The sequence below is a fragment of the Methylobacterium sp. E-045 genome (genome assembly GCF_022829685.1).
In the GTDB taxonomy this organism is placed as follows: domain Bacteria; phylum Pseudomonadota; class Alphaproteobacteria; order Rhizobiales; family Beijerinckiaceae; genus Methylobacterium.
The window spans coordinates 1-16,855 of sequence record NZ_JAKSYE010000074.1; the positions used below are offsets into that span (position 1 = coordinate 1).

At 66.0% G+C, this 16,855-nt stretch carries 12 protein-coding genes and 2 pseudogenes; 3 read left to right on the top strand and 11 right to left on the bottom strand.

Annotated elements, in window-relative coordinates; translation table 11 throughout:
* Positions 1-151: pseudogene (locus tag MKK51_RS10465) on the top strand (TetR/AcrR family transcriptional regulator); the annotation flags it as partial.
* Between the two features lie 445 nt (positions 152-596).
* Here the strand turns inward: MKK51_RS10465 and MKK51_RS27190 are convergent.
* From MKK51_RS27190 to MKK51_RS10480, 4 genes are all read right to left on the bottom strand, one after another.
* Positions 597-722, bottom strand: coding sequence for a hypothetical protein (locus MKK51_RS27190; RefSeq protein WP_279601069.1), 126 nt, complete (start codon positions 720-722; stop codon positions 597-599).
* Between the two features lie 218 nt (positions 723-940).
* Positions 941-1,840: an NAD(P)-dependent oxidoreductase gene (locus tag MKK51_RS10470; protein ID WP_243976918.1), complete on the bottom strand. Its 900-nt coding sequence runs from the start codon at positions 1,838-1,840 to the stop codon at positions 941-943.
* A 46-nt stretch (positions 1,841-1,886) separates the two neighbouring features.
* Positions 1,887-5,069 carry an FAD-binding and (Fe-S)-binding domain-containing protein gene (locus tag MKK51_RS10475; RefSeq protein WP_243976920.1) on the bottom strand — a complete coding sequence of 1,061 codons (3,183 nt, stop codon included), beginning with the start codon at positions 5,067-5,069 and terminating at the stop codon, positions 1,887-1,889.
* 201 nt (positions 5,070-5,270) lie between these two features.
* Positions 5,271-6,704, bottom strand: a complete 1,434-nt coding sequence (locus MKK51_RS10480; protein ID WP_243976922.1) for an MFS transporter — start codon at positions 6,702-6,704, stop codon at positions 5,271-5,273.
* A gap of 501 nt (positions 6,705-7,205) precedes the next feature.
* Here MKK51_RS10480 and MKK51_RS10485 point away from each other — a divergent pair.
* Positions 7,206-7,940 carry a GntR family transcriptional regulator gene (locus MKK51_RS10485; RefSeq protein ID WP_243976923.1) on the top strand — a complete coding sequence of 245 codons (735 nt, stop codon included), beginning with the start codon at positions 7,206-7,208 and terminating at the stop codon, positions 7,938-7,940.
* Positions 7,941-8,108: 168 nt separating this feature from the next.
* Here the strand turns inward: MKK51_RS10485 and MKK51_RS10490 are convergent, their stop codons facing one another.
* The 3 genes from MKK51_RS10490 to MKK51_RS10500 all read right to left on the bottom strand — a co-directional run bounded on the left by MKK51_RS10490 (position 8,109) and on the right by MKK51_RS10500 (position 10,987).
* A complete protein-coding gene (locus MKK51_RS10490) occupies positions 8,109-9,014 on the bottom strand; it encodes an amino acid ABC transporter substrate-binding protein (protein ID WP_243976925.1) in 906 nt (301 codons plus the stop codon).
* A gap of 65 nt (positions 9,015-9,079) precedes the next feature.
* On the bottom strand, positions 9,080-10,288 hold the full coding sequence (locus MKK51_RS10495) for an aminotransferase class I/II-fold pyridoxal phosphate-dependent enzyme (RefSeq protein WP_243976927.1): 1,209 nt from the start codon (positions 10,286-10,288) through the stop codon (positions 9,080-9,082).
* Between the two features lie 27 nt (positions 10,289-10,315).
* Positions 10,316-10,987 carry an RraA family protein gene (locus tag MKK51_RS10500; protein WP_243976929.1) on the bottom strand — a complete coding sequence of 224 codons (672 nt, stop codon included), beginning with the start codon at positions 10,985-10,987 and terminating at the stop codon, positions 10,316-10,318.
* Positions 10,988-11,080: 93 nt separating this feature from the next.
* On the opposite strand from MKK51_RS10500, the gene MKK51_RS10505 reads away from it, so the two are divergent.
* The gene (locus MKK51_RS10505) at positions 11,081-11,983 is read left to right on the top strand and encodes a LysR family transcriptional regulator (protein WP_243976931.1); all 903 of its coding nucleotides are present in this window, start codon (positions 11,081-11,083) and stop codon (positions 11,981-11,983) included.
* Positions 11,984-12,407: 424 nt separating this feature from the next.
* Here the strand turns inward: MKK51_RS10505 and MKK51_RS27545 are convergent, their stop codons facing one another.
* From MKK51_RS27545 to MKK51_RS10520, 4 genes and pseudogenes are all read right to left on the bottom strand, one after another.
* Positions 12,408-12,590 (bottom strand): hypothetical protein, encoded by a 183-nt coding sequence (locus MKK51_RS27545; protein WP_409565658.1) that lies wholly within the window; start codon positions 12,588-12,590, stop codon positions 12,408-12,410.
* Positions 12,591-12,634: 44 nt separating this feature from the next.
* Positions 12,635-13,222: pseudogene (locus MKK51_RS10510) on the bottom strand (helix-turn-helix domain-containing protein); the annotation flags it as partial.
* A gap of 488 nt (positions 13,223-13,710) precedes the next feature.
* Positions 13,711-16,164 carry a DNA topoisomerase (ATP-hydrolyzing) subunit B gene (gene gyrB / locus MKK51_RS10515; RefSeq protein ID WP_409565660.1) on the bottom strand — a complete coding sequence of 818 codons (2,454 nt, stop codon included), beginning with the start codon at positions 16,162-16,164 and terminating at the stop codon, positions 13,711-13,713.
* A 340-nt stretch (positions 16,165-16,504) separates the two neighbouring features.
* Positions 16,505-16,774, bottom strand: coding sequence for a hypothetical protein (locus tag MKK51_RS10520; RefSeq protein ID WP_243976935.1), 270 nt, complete (start codon positions 16,772-16,774; stop codon positions 16,505-16,507).
* Between the last annotated feature and the right edge of the window lie 81 nt (positions 16,775-16,855).

The window sequence follows — 16,855 nt, forward strand, 5'->3', positions numbered from 1 at the left end:
CCAGCCAGTCGATGCCGAGGCCGCGGCGCGCCTGATCAACGGCGCGGCTCTCAACGCCGCGCTCTGGGTCGCTGCGTCCGACGATCCGCCGGCCGTCCTCGCGAGGGCCAGCGAGGCCTTCCGGTGCTTGGCGAACGGCCTTCTGAAGTAGGCCGCCCTGCTGGCTAGGACGCGTCACCCGCAGGTGTGACGGTTTGGTCGGGGACACTCTGCAAGGTTGCCGGCGCGCAAACAGCACGAGAGGAGACGATCACGACGTCGGCTTCGATACAGTTGCCGCTCGAAAGCAGACGGTCTCGAAACCACCCAACCCGGTCGTAGAGCGGACGGACGGGTCCCGACCCAACCCAGTCATTTGGACACTCCGCCTCGGTGCCTGACAGCGGACGTTGCACGAAATCCCATGCACGGACAAAGCAACCCGAGAGGGCTACGCTTGCTTCTGGTGCCAGTAACCTGCGAAGCGCGACGCTCACCTTCTGACAGGGCGCCTGTCTGGGCGTCATTTGCCACTTGAAGGTAATAGCGGATGAACCGGGCGAGGCGGACGAGCCGGGTCATTGGCCAAAGTTCTTTCGATGATTTCGTGATCCCATTCAAAGCTCGGCGTCGTTCACGGACGTATCCACGACGGCGACGCCACGGGCATTCGCGCCGAGTTCGGCCATGCCGGCGAGCGTCACCTGATTGTTCGTCCCGTAAGCGGAGGGGGTGACGACCACGTTCCGCTGCGTGCGGATCCAGCTCTGGATCTTGCGATAATCGTCAGGGAACGCCCCGGCAGGGCCGCCGTGAGGGTCAGGCCCGCGCCGGCCGTGAGCAGCTGACGCCGACTGACGTCCGAAGCGTGATGATCAGGCATGTTTCTCTCCCGATACTTTCGTTCGATCTCAAAAAGATCCTCGGTATTCGAACCGCCTGTTCGAACGTGATCGCGAGCTCAGGCCCTTGCGAGGGCGGCCGCGACCGCATCCATCGCTTCGCGGTGGTTGGCCGGCTCGACGCCTTGCAGGGTTTCCTTCAGCCCGAGGTCGGCCTTCCAGCGCAGGCGGGCGGCGACGGCACGGGCCATGATCGGGTCGATGCCGGCGTCGGCGACGGCCTCGGCCGACATCTCCAGCTCCTCGGCACGACGCTTGGCATGGATCACGCCGGAGGGGATCAGGGCCTCGACCGTGTCCATCCACGGGCGCGCCAGCGTCTTGCAAGCGGAGGCCAGCACGATCTCGTCCACGCCGTAGTGCCGGGCGGCGAGCAGCATCTCGTCGGTCAAGGCCTCGATGCCCTTGATCAGCACCGAGCGCAGGATCTTGATGCCCGAGGCGGTACCCAGTGTCTCACCGACGCTGGTGATCTGCATGCCGAACGGCACGAGGAGGTCGCGCACGCGCTCGCCGGACGGGCCGCTGACCAGGATCGGCATCGCGTAGCCGTTCTTCGGCGTTCCCTCGATCGAGCCGTCGCCGAGGAGGGCGCCGCTCCCGGCCAGACGCGCGGCGACGCCCTGCTTGATCTTCGGGGTCGCCGAGGCGAAGTCGATGAACGTGTGCCGGTCCATGAGGCAGCCGACGAAGGCGGCGGCGCTGTCGAGTGACGCGGATCCCGGCGTGACGCTGACGATCACGTCCGCCGCATCGGCCAGCTCCTGGTTCGAGTGCACCAAGGTCACGCCGGCGTCTCGGGCTCGGTCTTGGATCAGGTTCGCGAACGGGCCGTCGAAGGCGTACTTGTCGTAGGCCGCGATGCTGTCGAGGCCCGCCCCGCGCAGGCCGCGGCCGAGTGTGCTGCCGATCTCGCCGTAACCGACGAAGCCGAGACGGAATTGTTGTTTTGCCGACATGATCTCACTTCCATGCTTCGGGTGTGTCGTGGGAGGGGGGATCCGTTCAGGCGGACTTCCGGGAAGATCGCGCCGCCGGCTCCATGGCGTCGAGCAAGGCCTGGATCGGATGGAGCAGGCCGACCCCGTCGATCAGTTTGACCTGGGACCGGCAAGAATAGCCGTCGGCCAGGAGCCGGCCGGACGATCCCGCGCGCTCCACATGCCCGGCCCAGCTCAGGCCGTAGATCCGCTTCGACATCTCCCGGTGCTCGGCCTCGTGGCCGTAGGTGCCGGCCATGCCGCAACAGCCCGACGACAGGATCGTCAGACGGTGGCCGAGGCGGCCGAAGACCGTTTGCCAGTCGCGCAGACCCGCAGCCGCGTTGGTCCGCTCGGTACAATGGGGCAGCAACAGGAAGTCCCGCGACGTGTCGGCGGTGGGTCGATCCGCGATCCGCGCCGCAAGCCATTCCTGGATGAGCCGGACCGGCGGCGCCCCGTCGGCGCCGAGGGCGGCGACGTATTCCGACCGGTAGGTCAACGTCATCGACGGATCGAGCCCGACGAGGTCGATTCCGGTGGCGGAGAGCGCCCGCAGCATGGCGGCATTGCGGGCCGCCTGCTTCTCGAAGGCGTGAAGGAAGCCATGCACGTGCAGAGGCTTGCCGTTCGGGAGGAACGGCGCCAGCCAGGGCCTGAACCCAAGCGCCTTCAGCAGGTCGACGAGGGCGAGGACCAGCGGTGTCTCGTAGTGCGTGGTGAAAGCGTCCTGCACGATGACGACGCTACGGGCGCGCTCCGATGCCGGGAGGTCGCGTAGGGTCTCGGCGTCGGCGACGGCGACACCCCGCCGGCCGGCCTCGCGGACGAGGTCGTGCCCGGACAGGGCCGGGGTGGCCGTGAGGCCGATCGCCCGGGTGAGCCGCGTGCCCAGCGCCGAACCGACGACGCCGTTCGCCAGCCCCGGCATTCGTGCGGCGAGCGGCAGCAGGCGTTCGATGGCGCCGACGACATGGTCGCGGGGACGGCGCAGGTAACGGCCGTGATAGAGTTCGAGGAACTTCGCCCGGAAGGTCGGCACGTCGACCTTGATCGGGCATTGGCCGACGCAGGACTTGCAGGCGAGGCATCCGTCCATCGCCTCCTTCACCGCGTGCGAGAAGTCCGGCTCACGCGACAGGCTCGCACGCAGGCGGGCCGGGAAGGTGCGCCAGGCGCGGGACGGGCGCCTGCGCTCCTCCAGCGGATCGATGCCCCGCGCCGCGAGCAGCCGCAGCCATTCCCGCAGCAACTGCGCCCGGCCCTTGGGCGAATGCCGCCTCTCCCGCGTCCCCTTCCAGGACGGGCACATCGCGTCGTCCGGGTCATAGTTGAAGCATGCGCCGTTGCCGTTGCAGTGCAGCGCCTCGTCGAACCCGGCGCGGACCGGGGCCGGAATGGTGCGGTCGGCCGCGCCCTTGGTCGGCACCCCGTCGACGGTCATGAGTCGACCGTCCTCGGGGGCGGCGATCTTGCCCGGGTTGAACTGGTCCCGCGGGTCGAATGCGGCCTTGATCCGCTGCAGGGCCGGGTAGAGCGGACCGAACACGGCCGGCGAGAACTCCGAGCGCACGCCCTTGCCGTGTTCGCCCCAGAGGACGCCGCCGTATTTACCGGTCAGTGCCACCACCTCCTCGGTGATCTCGCGGATCAGGCGGGCCTGGGCCTCGTCCTTCATGTCGATGGCTGGACGCACGTGGAGCACGCCCGCGTCGACGTGGCCGAACATGCCGTAGACCAAGCCGCGGCGGTCGAGGACGGCTCGAAACTCGGCGATGTAGTCGGCGAGGTTCTCGGGCGGGACGGCGGTGTCTTCGACGAAGGGGATCGGCCGCGCGTCACCCTTCATGTTGCCGAGCAGGCCCACGGCCTTCTTGCGCATGCCCCAGATGCGGGTGACGGCATCCCCAGTCCCGGCGGGCGCGAGCCGGACCCCGTCGCCGGCAGCCTCGTCCCCGTCCTCGCCGAGCCGCTGGCTGCCCTGGGCGCCGTCCCCGAACGCGCGGGCCGCCTCCCCGGGCGAGGCGACCTGATCGACCGCCGTCTGCCGCGCGACGGTGTGGCCACGACGACCTTCGCTCCGGCCCCCCTCATCCAGCAGCCGCGTCACGACCGCCAGCCGGGCGTCGAGGTCCTCGACCGTGTCGGCGAGCACTTCGACGAGGTTCACGCCTTCGGCGGGACCCTCGGGATCGTCCGGGAAGTACGCGGCGACATCGTCCCAGACGATGTCGCCGCGTGCCAACGCGAGGACGCGGGAATCCACGGTCTCGATCGAGGCCGCCTGAGCAGCGACGAGGGTCCGCGCATCGCGCAACGCCGCGTCGAAGCTGTCGTAACGCACGTTGACCAGGGCGGAGTGGCGCGGGATCGGCAGGACCGACAGAGTGGCCTCGGCGATGAGTCCGAGCGTTCCCTCGGACCCGCACAGGACGGCGTTGAGGTCGAACCGACCCTCCGCGTCCCGTACGTGGGCGAGATCGTAGCCGGTGAGGCAGCGATTGAGCTTCGGGAAGCGTTCGACGATCAGCGCCGCGTTCCGGGTGACCACGTCGTTGACGACGCGGTGGATCTCGCCGACCCGGTCCGGCCGGGCGGACACGACGGCCAGTTCCTCCTCGTCGAGGGGTCGGGACGTCCAGAGGTGGCCGTCGCTCAGGACGATGGTCAACGCGCGCACATGGTCGCGGGTCTTGCCGTAGAGGCAGGAGCCCTGGCCGCAGGCATCGGTCGAGATCATGCCGCCGATCGTCGCCCGGTTGGAGGTCGAGAGTTCGGGGGCGAAGAAGAGGCCGTGCCTGGCGAGTTCGCGGTTGAGCTGATCCTTCACCACCCCGGCCTCGACGCGCACGGTCCTGGCCGCGACGTCGATCTCCAGGATGCGGTTCATGTGGCGCGAGGTGTCGACCGTCAGGCCGCCGTTCAGCGACTGCCCGTTGGTTCCCGTTCCGCCGCCGCGCGGTGCGATCCGCACCTCGCAGAAGCGCGGATCGGCCAGGAGCGCCCCGATCCGGGCGAGGTCGTCCCGGTGTCTGGGATAAGCCACCGCCTCGGGCCGGAGCTGGTAGATCGAGTTGTCGGTGGCCAAAACTGTCCGATCCGCGATCCCGCTTTCCAACTCGCCCACGAAACCCCGGACCCTAAGTTCCGTCAGGAACGAGCCGTAAAGTGGTGCGGGAGGCGGCAGGTCGGTCAAGGCTGGGATCATGTCACTTGCTCGGCGTCGCGATTCTCTTGGAAGACGGCCGCCCGAGGGTGGGAGCCGCCGCGGCGATGATCCGGCAGGGCGACCGGCGGCACCCGCGAGCGAGAGCTGCGCCCGGCCACGTTGGGTCGGGGCCCACCTCTCGATCTTTGTTGTGCCGCACTCTCTTTCGCCGAACCGGCATCCACTTCGGCGGAGAGCGCTCTAGCGGATCGCACCCGGGTCCGCTTTCTCGACAGGCTCGACGACCAGCAGCATGATGGCCATCGCCAGCAGCGATGAGGCGCCGAGGAACAGGAACACCGCGTCCCAGCTGTAGGCGTCGAGCAAGAGCCCGGTCACGAACGGGAAGAGCGCACCGCCGGCCTGTCCGCCGGTGTTCACCACCGACACCGCCAGCGGATAGGCGTCCTTGGTCGTCAGCCCGGCTGGGTAGACGGTGAAGGACGAGTATCCGACGTTCAGCAGGAAGCCCGTGAGGAACAGGAGGACCGCGAGCGTCACCGGCTCGTTCGGCGCATGGATCAGCGCGTACATCATGAACACGGTCGAGACCGTGCTGATCAGGATGGTCGGCTTACGACGCTTGCCGACGATCCGGTCGGAGAACAGGCCGCCCGAGATGTTGCCGAGCACGCCCCCGACGAACGGGGCCGAGGCGACGAACCCGACATTCATCAGCGAGAACTGCTTGACGGTGCTGAGGTAGGTCGGCAGCCAGGCGAGGATGACGTTGATGATGCCCGTCATCATCAGGTAGCCGATGGCGAGCCCCCAGATGTTGCCAGAACGGAACGTCTCGCTGGCGGTGGCGATGAGCCGAACCGGCCGTCCCCGGATGACCCGGTCCAGGCGTGCGAACCGCGTCTTGGCGGGCGCGGTCGATACCGTTGCCGGACGCGCAGGCGCGGCGTTCGGCCGGACCGTGGGCCGGCTGCCGATATGGGCAGCCTCGGCCGGGGACACGAAGCGGCTGCGGGCCGGCTCGTCCACCACGAGGAAGTACCACAGCACGGAAAAGACCAGCCCGGGCAGAGCGCAGATGAAGAAGACATACTCCCAGCCGAAGTTGGCGATGATCAGCGCGCCGAGGGGCGGCACGATCACCGGGCCGAACTTGGCTGCGGCCAGGAACAGGCCGACCGCGGTGCCCTTCTCCTGGGCGGGGAACCACCGGTTGATGGTCGAGAGCATGGTCACCGGCAGCGGCGCCTCGGCGAAGCCGAGGGCGAGCCGGTTGAGCTTCATCGCCATCGCCGAGCCAGTGGTGCCGAGGAGTCCCGTGAACAGCGAGGTCAGGAGCATGAAGATCGGGAAGACCACCCGTGTGCCGAGGCGTTTGACCATCAGGCCCGCAGGGATCTGCATCACCGCGTAGCCCACGAAAAACAGGCTCACGACCGCGCCGGCCTCGGTGTTGGTCATCGCGAACTCCTTCTTCACGAAGGGGAGCACGATCCCGATATTGGCCCGATCCGCGGCCGCCAACGTGTAGACGATGAAGATGAGGCCCATGACGACCCAGCGATATCGGGTCATCCGCCCTGTCACGGGAACTGCTTCCGCCGTGGCTGCACCCTTGGCCATGTCCGTATCCTCCCATTGGAAGCCACGCATCGGCTGAGCATCTTTGGGCATGCTCTCGGTCCTTCGGACGGGACCATTCACTCGATACGAAACGATTATTTAAAGATGGCGTCTTTTTTGGCGTGATTTACTTGGGCCACGCCTCATCGAATGGGCTACGCCCGATGACGTCTTTTCGCCTGCAATCCCGCATCGCCCGCCGCCCCCCCTCCTGGACCTGACGATCATGCAGGGGCGGAACCGTCTCGCTCACGAGGATGTCCCGGGATCGAAAGGGGTCCGCGCGTGGTGGATCGAGCGGCTACGCTCGGGCGCCCGAGCTTACGAAAATACATGCCGAGCAAGCCTTGGCCGCACACCCTCGATCCGCAAGCCGCCCTCCAGGTGATTCGACGATATGTACAATATAAGTACAATATGTCAATATCAGGCTGCAAAACAGCATTAAACCACGGTCATATGTACAAAAATCGTACAATGCGAGAGTCGGCCTTGAACGGGCGACCTGAGGTTCGCTAGGTTCGCTGGGAAAAAGCGGTGGAGTGATCGATCATGGCGGAGGGGAAGGATCGCGCTTACGAGGTGCTGCGTCTGAGGATCGTCGGCGGACACTACGCACCGGGTTTCCATCTTCGGGAAGAACCCCTTGCGCGCGAGTTCGAAATCAGCCGCACCCCCATCCGCGCCGCCCTGCGCAGGCTCGTCGAGGACGGCCTGGCGTCCGCGGATGCCGGCCAGGGCATCCATGTCGCGGAGTGGGGCGACTCCGACGTCGAGGAGACGTTCCGGCTCCGAATCATGCTTGAAGCCCACGCGACCGAATTGGCCGTTGCGCGGGGCGGTGACGAGCTCGTGGAGCGACTGGAGGCTTGTAACCGAGATATGTCGGCGGCGATCTCGCGAGGTGGCGACGCCGCCGTTCCCACGATCCAGGCCATCAACCGCGACTTCCACCGCACCCTGCTGGCCTTCGCCGGCTCGCCGCGACTGCGCATGATCCTGGAGCCGATGATCGACATGCCCGTCGTGATACGGTCCTTCTACCTCTACACGCCGGACGAGCTTCTGCAGAGCCTCCATCACCATGAGGATCTCGTGATCGCGGCGCGACTGCGGGATGCGGAATTGGGAAAGCGTGCGATGCAGCTTCACCTCAAGATGTCGCATGCTCGCGTCCTCAAGCATCGCGAGGCGTGGCGGCAACGCGCGACGGAAGGAGGCGCGGCCCATGGTGCCGGCCCGCGACCCGGATCGAGGCGCCGGCTCGCCGCGTCGAGAGAAGGTTGACGGATCCGGGGGCCGGCAACCGACCCGAACCAGCGAGCTGGCCGGCCGGGTCCCCGGGCGATGGCGCTCGCGCGGCGTCCTTAAAATCTGATCCAGGGCGCCGCGCTAAGCTCTTGTTTCAGCATCGGCTTTTTCCGAAAGCCGGCAACCACCTTGCGAGGCGATGCTCTACTGAACGTAGGACGCTGGGTTCGGGCTATCCGTCGGGTTGGCGTAAGCGTGCTTCAGTTCCGGCGACATCGGGACGTTGTAGTTGATCCCGCGCGGCGGCGTCGGCGAGAGGAACCACTTCTCGTAGACTGCGATGATCTCGGGGCTGCGATAGAGGTCGGCCGTGGCGCGATCGGCCAGCGCCTTGAAGGCCGGGTCGCCCTTGCGCAGCATGATCCCGTACGGCTCGGGCTCGGAGAAGGTCTCCCGGCTGACCTGATAGGCGGCCGGATCCTTCGACTGGGCGATCGCGATGCTCAGCTGCACATCGTCGAGGACGAACGCCGCCGCGCGGCCGTTCTCGAGCAGCAGGAAGCCCTCGGCCACATCCTTGGCGGGCAGAATGCTGAGGCCGAGCTTACGCTCCGCGTTGACCTTGTTGAGCATGACGATGTTGGTGGAGCCCGCCACGGCCGAGACCGGCTTGCCCTTCAGCGCGTCGATCGTGTCGAGATGCTGGGCCGTCTTCGACGCGAACCGGGCGGCCGAGAGGTAGTGGGTGTTGGTGAAGGCCACCTGCCTCTGGCGCTCGACGTTGTTGGTCGTGGCGCTGCATTCGAGGTCGATCGTGCCATTGGTCATCAGCGGGATGCGGGTCGAAGAGACCACCGGCATCATCTCGACCTTGAGGTCGGGCATCTTCAGGTCCCGCTTCACCGCGTCGGCGATCCTGAGACAGAGATCGATGGCAAAGCCGATGTAGTTCTGCCGATCGTCGATGTAGCTGAACGGCGTCGCGGCATCGCGGACGCCGAGGACGATCCGGTTGTTGTCCTTGATCTTCTGCAGGGTGCCACCGAGTTCGTCGGCCATCACTGGCGAGGTCAGGAGACTGAAAGCGAGCATGGTCTTGAACAGGCGCAAGGGAAATCTCCTACCGATTTGTTGCATCACACGAAGCGTAACGGCGAAGTCAGGCAGGCAATGCGTCAGTCGAGCATTGCGACAACACGGGCAATCGCGGCGCAGCCGGCTTCGATGGTCTCCAGCGAGGTGGCGAACGAGACCCGAAGGTAAGGGCTTAGCCCGTAGGATGTGCCGTCCATGACGGAGACGTTGCCGGCGCTCAGCAGGATATGCGCAAGAGCGAGGTCGTCGGCGATGCGGGTCCCGTCCGGGGTACGGCGACCGATCAGGCCGGCCACGTTGGGATAGGCATAGAAGGCCCCGGCCGGGCGCTGGCACGCGATGCCGGGGATGGCATTGAGCAACCCGACAGCGCGGTCGCGACGAGTTTCATAGGCCGCCCGCGCCTGGACCACGAAGGTCTGGTCCCCCGACAGGGCCTTCGCTGCCGCTGCCTGACCGATCGAGGATGGACAGGTCGTGCTCTGGGACAGGAGGCCGGTCATCGTCTTGGCGAGCAGGCGCGGACCTGCGGCGTAGCCGATCCGCCAGCCGGTCATCGCATAGGCCTTGGAGACTCCGTTGATGATCAGTGTCCGCTCCCGCAGCGCCGGGACGGCCCGTCCGAACGAAACCTGGTACTGACCATCGTAGACGAAATGCTCGTAGATTTCGTCGGTCATGACGAGCACCCGCGGGTGTCGCTCGATGACTTCGCCCAGTGCTACCAGTTCCGCGGCGGTGTAGACCGCTCCGGACGGATTGTTGGGCGAGTTGAGCACCACCCATTTGGTCCGAGGCGTGATCGCGGTTTCCAGCTGTGAAGGGCTGAGCTTGAACCCCGCCTCTCCGAGGCAGGGCACCACCACCGGTACGCCGTCGTTGAGGGTCGCCAGATCGGGATAGGACACCCAGTACGGTGCAGGCACGATGACCTCGTCGCCCGGATCGAGGGTCGCCGCGAAAGCCGTCTGAATCAGTTGCTTGGCGCCGCAGCCAATCACGATATCGTCGGTGGTGTAGGCCAAGCCGTTCTCTCGGATGAGCTTGTCGGCTACGGCCTGCCGCAGGCTCAGGGTACCGTTCGAGGGCGTGTAGTGCGTGTCCCCGGCCTGCATGGCCGCCTGGGCCGCCTCCATGATGGATCGCGGGGTCACGAAATCGGGCTCGCCGACCGTCAGATCGATGATGTGCCGTCCCTCGGCGCGGAGTTGGGTGACCAGGGCCTTGGCCGCGATGCTCGGCGATGGCCGGATGCTCGCTGGCCGGCGGGCAATGAGTGTCGTGCTCATGATGGCGTCCACGTCCCGGAGATCTGATCAGACCGAGATGCCGAAGCTTTCGAGGGTGCCGTGGAGCCAGGCCTGGCGTGCCGACCCCGCGGAAATCTCGGCCATGATCGCCTGCTCCTGGCGAAGCTTCGCCCGTGCGCCCTCGATGACGGCGGGGAGCTGCTCCGGGGCGAAGGCCACCAGTCCGTCCTCGTCGCCGACGATGACGTCGCCCGGCGCGATCGGCTGACCGCCCACGCTGACCGGGACGTTGAGCAAGGCCGGCCCCGACTTGTAGGGCCCGCGGTGGACGACGCCGCGGGCGTAGCAGGGAAAATCGCCCGCCGCGAACGTCGCCACGTCGCGGATGGCGCCATCGACGACAAAGCCGGCGCAGCCGCGCGACACGGCGTAGGCGCGCATCAAGTCGCCGCAGAGTGCGTTGTTGAGATCGCCGCCACCGTCGATCACGAGGACATGGCCGGGCTGCATCACCGCCAGCGCGTGATAGAATCCGAGGTTGTCGCCGGGACGGGATTTCACCGTGAAGGCGGTGCCGACGAGCTTGCCCGAGCCGTTGTAGCGGTTGAGCCCAACCAGTCCCGCAAGGCGATGCAGATTGTCGCTGAGCAAGGGGGTGGCCAAGTCCTGCAGCGCCTCACGGTCGGCTGATGCGAGGACCGCCGGCAAGCCATCTGAATTCTTGAGCTGAGAAAGCATGGTTGGATCTCCCTGCCGAGGGACATCGCACTTGGCCGCCCCGCCGAAAAGCGATTAATCTGCCTCCATCGACATTCGGAAAAGCGATTTGATATGGCGACCCTCAAACAGTTCGAGGCACTGCGCTGGATCGCCCTGCTCGGGAGTTTCGAGCGAGCTGCGGATCGCCTGCACACCACGCAGTCGACGGTGTCGAAGCGTATCCACGAGCTTGAGACGTCCCTGGGGACGCAGCTTTTCGACCGCAGCCAGCGGGGCGCCCGACTGACGGACAAGGGCAAGAGTATCGTGGAGATCGGCGAGGAGATGCTGGGCCTTCGCGATCGCATCGTCGCCATCGCGGCGAGCCGCGCCACCATGATCCGGCACCTGCGTTTCGGGGTCACGGAGCTGACCGCCCTCACATGGCTGCCGCAACTGGTGGCGGAGTTGCGGGCGACCTATCCGAACATCGTCTTGGAACCGGAGGTCGAGCAGAGCACGACGCTGTTCGAGAACCTCAGGAACGGGGCCCTCGATTTCATCGTGACGCCCGATGTGTTCCGGCAGCCGCGCTTCCGGAGCGTGGCGCTCGCGAGCGTGAGGAGTGCCTGGATGTGCAGCCCGGTCCTGCTACGGGATCGGGGCGTCGTGGAACTGGCCGAGTTGGCGCGGTTCAGCATCCTGACACAGGGTAACCGCTCCGGATCGGGCGTGGTCTTCGACCAATGGCTGCAGGCTTGCGGCGTATCCCTGCCCCACATGATCCAGAGCAACAGTCTCGTCGCCATCGTTGGGCTGACGCTCGCCGAGATCGGCATCAGCTATCTGCCCGAACGGTGCTTCGACGGGCTGATCGAACGCGACAGATTGCGGGTGATCGAGACCAACCCGCCACCTCCCCCTATTACCTACGTGGTGACTTTTCGTGAGACGGAAGCCTCCAACACCGTTGAGTCGATTTCGAGGATTACCCGATCGGCGTGCAACTTCACCAATCCGATACAGTGGGCGTGATCACCGCCTCTGGGATTGGAGCAGGGTCGGATGCCACGTCGTATGAAAAGCGCGGTTTCGAATCTTTAGTAAAACAAGCAGGTTCGAGTCTTGAATTGGTTTGCGATCGGCATCAATTATTGCGATTTCTATCTATCTATAATATCCGATATCGCAATGCATTTATTGCAGCCACGGAAGGGCTCAGCCGTCAAAGCCACTGCACAGGCCAGGAAGGGTCAGGACGCCGACCTCCGCTTCAGCGGACTTGCGTCCAACAGAGGATAGTATCCATACCACCCTGAGCAGTCGATCCGAGATCGACCCGCAGCTGCCGTCCGAACGGCGTGAGGAATCACCCGGAAGCGGACATCACGTCATGTCGGACCGAGCCTGTCATCACGATCCATCGACACTTCCGAGCCACGTGCAGAAGATGCCCGCGTCAGTGGCGTCCGCCATGCGGAGCGGGACGTAGGCTCGATAGGCGGCGATATTCAGCCGGGGCGTCGAGTGGTACGAGCAACCGCCCGCTGCTCACGTCTTCGGCCACCAGCGGCAGGGAACTGAGGGCTAGACCGAGCCCTGCCTGCGTGGCCTGCAGTGCTTGGTAGCTGTGCTCGAACACGAGCGAACCCTGCGGCTGGATGTGAGCTGGTTGGGCGCGGTGGTCTTGTCGCGGATTTCCGCAGGGAGACGGTTCCGGACCCGGCTCGGCCGCGAGGGATGATCATGCAACGCCTGGGGGCCGCCGCGCTGGTCAGCGTCGTACCAGCGGTAGAACGTCGAGCGCGTGATGCCGAGCCTGTCCAGGGTGGCACGCACCGGCAGGTGGGATTGCTCAACCAGCCGGATGATCTCCAGCTTCTCGGGGGCCGGGTACCTCATGCCTCGTCGCCCCCAGCCCCGCTCATGCTTTTTTTAAGCAGACGGTGCTCCAGGACGAGATCGGCTACGACCTCCTTCAAGCGCCCCCGCTTCGCGACGTAGATCCCACACCTCATCCGTGGTGGCCGCACGAGCCGTGTCTCCCGACAGGCGCGTCTTACCAGCCTCCAGGAACTCCTTGGACCAGCCGTAGTACGTCGAGGCGGCGATCCCCTCACGTCGGCACAACTCGGCGATGCTGTCCTCGCCACGCAAGCCTTCCAGCACCACGCGGATCTTCTCCTCGGAGGAGAACTGACGACGGGTGGCCCGACGGATGTCCTTGATCACCGCTTCTGCCGGCATCTTGGCCGGTCCGGATGTCTGCTTCATCTTCGCTCCTCAGGGGCTACGATGAACCAGCCATCCTCCATTCGTGACGACCCTCAATCTGTCCCACAGGTGCTGACGTCGGACAGTTACGTCCCATGAACCGGCGCAGCACCGGCTCAATGTCCAGGAGGTCCCTCCACTCCGAAGACGTGGGCGGTGTCTCGCCGGTGACCTCGCGGATCGCCCCGACCCAGGCCGCCCGGCTCCTCCTGTGAAAACCATCATCGGTCACGCTTCCACCCTCTCCCCCCGCTCATCACCTGTCTTGTCGGAATTGGGCCGATGCCTTTGGCACTTTTTTGGGGTGCCCAAGAGCAGGATAGGCCAGCGTCACCATGTCCTGGCCGAGGGTTGATGGAAGCGGCTTCCACGCCGGACCACCGTCGCTCACCCCATCGCCATCAACGAGTTGCTTTTGGTTCAATCGCTTTGAACGGTGGGCTTATTCGCTTTATTTGTTCGCTCGATCGCTTTTTCCCAGAATTCGTTCAGACGTCGAGGTTGGCGACGCTGAGGGCGTTGTCCTGGATGAATTCCCGGCGGGGCTCCACCACGTCGCCCATCAGCTTCACGAACAGGTCGTCGGCATCCTGCGTGTCCTTGATCCGAACCTGCAGGAGCGAGCGGACCTCGCTGTCGAGGGTCGTCTCCCAGAGCTGCTGCGGGTTCATCTCGCCCAGCCCCTTGTAGCGCTGGAGCTGGAGGCCCTTGCGGCCGAAGGCCATCACCGCCTCGAACAGGCCGACGGGGCCGTGCAGCACGGTCTCCTCGCCCTTGCGGGCGTAGGTCACCGGCTCGCCGTAGATCTCGCGCAGGGCCTCGGCCCGGTCGGCGAGGCGGCGCGCCTCCTGCGAGGCGATGAGCGAGGCGTCCAGGGTCACCACCTGGCGCACCCCGCGCAGGGTCCGGCTCAGGACGTAGCCGCCCTCGCTGACCGAGCCTTCCCAGCCCTGTTCGATATCGTCGGCGATGACGTCCATGCGCCGGGCGATCTCGGCGGCGAGGCGGGTCGCCTCGGCGTGGTTCTCGTCCACGTTGGTGCGGAAGCCTCCGGCGATCATCGCCTGTTCCACGGTGGCGCGGTCGTAGCGGGTGTGGAGCGCCTGCATCAGGCCGCGGAACTGGCGCGCCTCCTCCACCAGGACCTTCAATTGTGGGCCGCCGAACTCGGCGCCCGAGGCGAGGCGCAGCACCGCCCCGTCGACGCCGGCATCGATGAGGTAATCCTCCAGCGCCCGCTCGTCCTTGAGGTAGATCGCGGTCTTGCCCTTGGCGGCCTTATAGAGCGGCGGCTGGGCGATGTAGACGTAGCCGCGCTCGATCAGCTCCGGCATCTGCCGGAAGAAGAACGTCAGGAGCAGGGTGCGGATGTGGGAGCCGTCCACGTCCGCGTCGGTCATGATGATGATGCGGTGATAGCGCAGCTTGTCCGGGTTGAAGCCTTCGCGGTCGGTGGAGGACCGGCCGATGCCGGCGCCGAGCGCCGTGATCAGCGTGCCGATCTCGGCCGAGGACAGCATCCGGTCCGCGCGCACGCGCTCCACGTTGAGGATCTTTCCGCGCAAGGGTAGCACCGCCTGGAAGTGGCGGTCGCGGCCCTGCTTGGCCGAGCCGCCGGCGGAATCGCCCTCCACCAGCAGGATCTCGCATTTCGACGGGTCGCGCTCCTGGCAATCGGCGAGCTTGCCCGGCAGGGACGCGATGTCGAGGACGCCCTTGCGGGTCACGGTCTCGCGGGCCTTGCGCGCCGCCTCGCGGGCGGAGGCCGCGAGGATGACCTTGCCCATCACGGATTTCGCCTGGGACGGGTTCTCCTCGAGCCAGTTGGAGAGGCCCTCGTTGAGGACGTTCTCCACGGCCGGGCGGACTTCCGACGAGACCAGCTTGTCCTTGGTCTGGGACGAGAATTTCGGGTCGGGCACCTGCACCGAGATGACGGCGGTGAGGCCCTCGCGGCAATCCTCGCCGGTGAGGGTGATCTTCTCGCGCTTGGTGATGCCGGTGGATTCGGCATAGCCGGTGATCTGACGGGTCATGGCGGCGCGGAAGCCCGCCATGTGGGTGCCGCCGTCGCGCTGCGGGATGTTGTTGGTGAAGGGCAGCACGGTCTCGTTGAACGAGTCGTTCCACCACAGAGCCACCTCGACGCGGATGTTGTCGCGCTCGGCCCGCACGAAGACCGGCTTCGTCATCCCCTCGATGGGTTTGCGCGAGCGGTCGAGGTAGCGCACGAAGGCCTCGATTCCGCCCTCGTAGAACAGCTCCTCGCGCTTGTGCTCGGCATGGCGCGCGTCGGTGAGCACGATGCGCACGCCCGAATTAAGGAAGGCGAGCTCGCGCAGGCGCTTCTCCAGCGTGGCGTAATCGAACTCGATCATCGTGAAGGTGTCGGTGGAGGGCAGGAACGACACCTCCGTGCCGCGCCGGCCGTTGCCGTCCCCGACGATCACCAGCGGCGAGACCGCGTCGCCGTGGCGGAACTCCATGGCGTGCTCCTTGCCGCCGCGCCAGATGCGCAAGCGGAGCCATTGCGACAGGGCGTTGACGACGGAGACGCCGACGCCGTGCAGGCCGCCGGAGACCTTGTAGGAGTTCTGGTCGAACTTACCCCCGGCATGGAGCTGGGTCATGATGACCTCGGCCGCCGAGACCCCCTCCTCCTTGTGGATGTCGGTGGGGATGCCGCGGCCGTTGTCGGACACCGTCACCGAGCCGTCGGCGTTGAGGGTACAGGTGACGATGTCGGCGTGGCCCGCCAGCGCCTCGTCGATGGCGTTGTCCACCACCTCGTAGACCATGTGATGCAGGCCCGACCCGTCGTCGGTGTCGCCGATATACATGCCGGGCCGCTTGCGCACGGCATCCAGGCCCTTGAGCACGCGGATCGATTCCGCGCCATAGGCCGTAGCCGCCAGGTTGCGGGAGGTGTCGTCGTCGGTCATGTCGGACATCAAGTTCCCCAGGCAGGCGGGTCTTTGCTTGATTTTCGTGCCCCGGCTCGAGCCCCGGGCGCGCCTGCGATTCGTTCAGTGAGCCATATATAAGCGGTGCGTCTTGAAAATGCACCGCATGAGCATAGTGGCGGCGACCCAATCCGACGGGGCGGTGGATGGTGTTCGAACGTCGGGCAGGACGCGAGAAAATCGGGCCGTTTCGGAGCCCGCACCAGAGTTGCGCCCGACCACGTTGGGTCGGGGCACACCTCTAGATCCTTGTTGTGTCGCACGCTTTTTCGCCGAACCGGCATCCACTTCGGCGGAGTGCGCTCGAGCCGAATTCACCTCACGGCCCCAGCACCTTGACGAAAGCCGCACCCGCGCCGAAGAACGCGGCTCCGGCAGCCATCCCCGACAAAGCGATCTGCCAGGGAGCGAGCATCCGATCTCGCGCCAGCTTCGATGCTTCCGCGGCCAGTTTGCTCTGCTCAGCGGCGAGCTTGCTCTGCTCGGCGATCAGTTTGTGCTGCTCGGCAACGAATTTGCGGGTCTCTTCCTGAGCCCGCTCGATTCGGGCGCGCTGCTCCTCGAGATCAAACGGCACCGTCTCCGACATCGATCATGGTCCTCGAACGAGCAGGCGATCCGAGGTCGTCCGCCGATGAGATATGAGGTGGCGCTGCGGCACGTGGCAAGA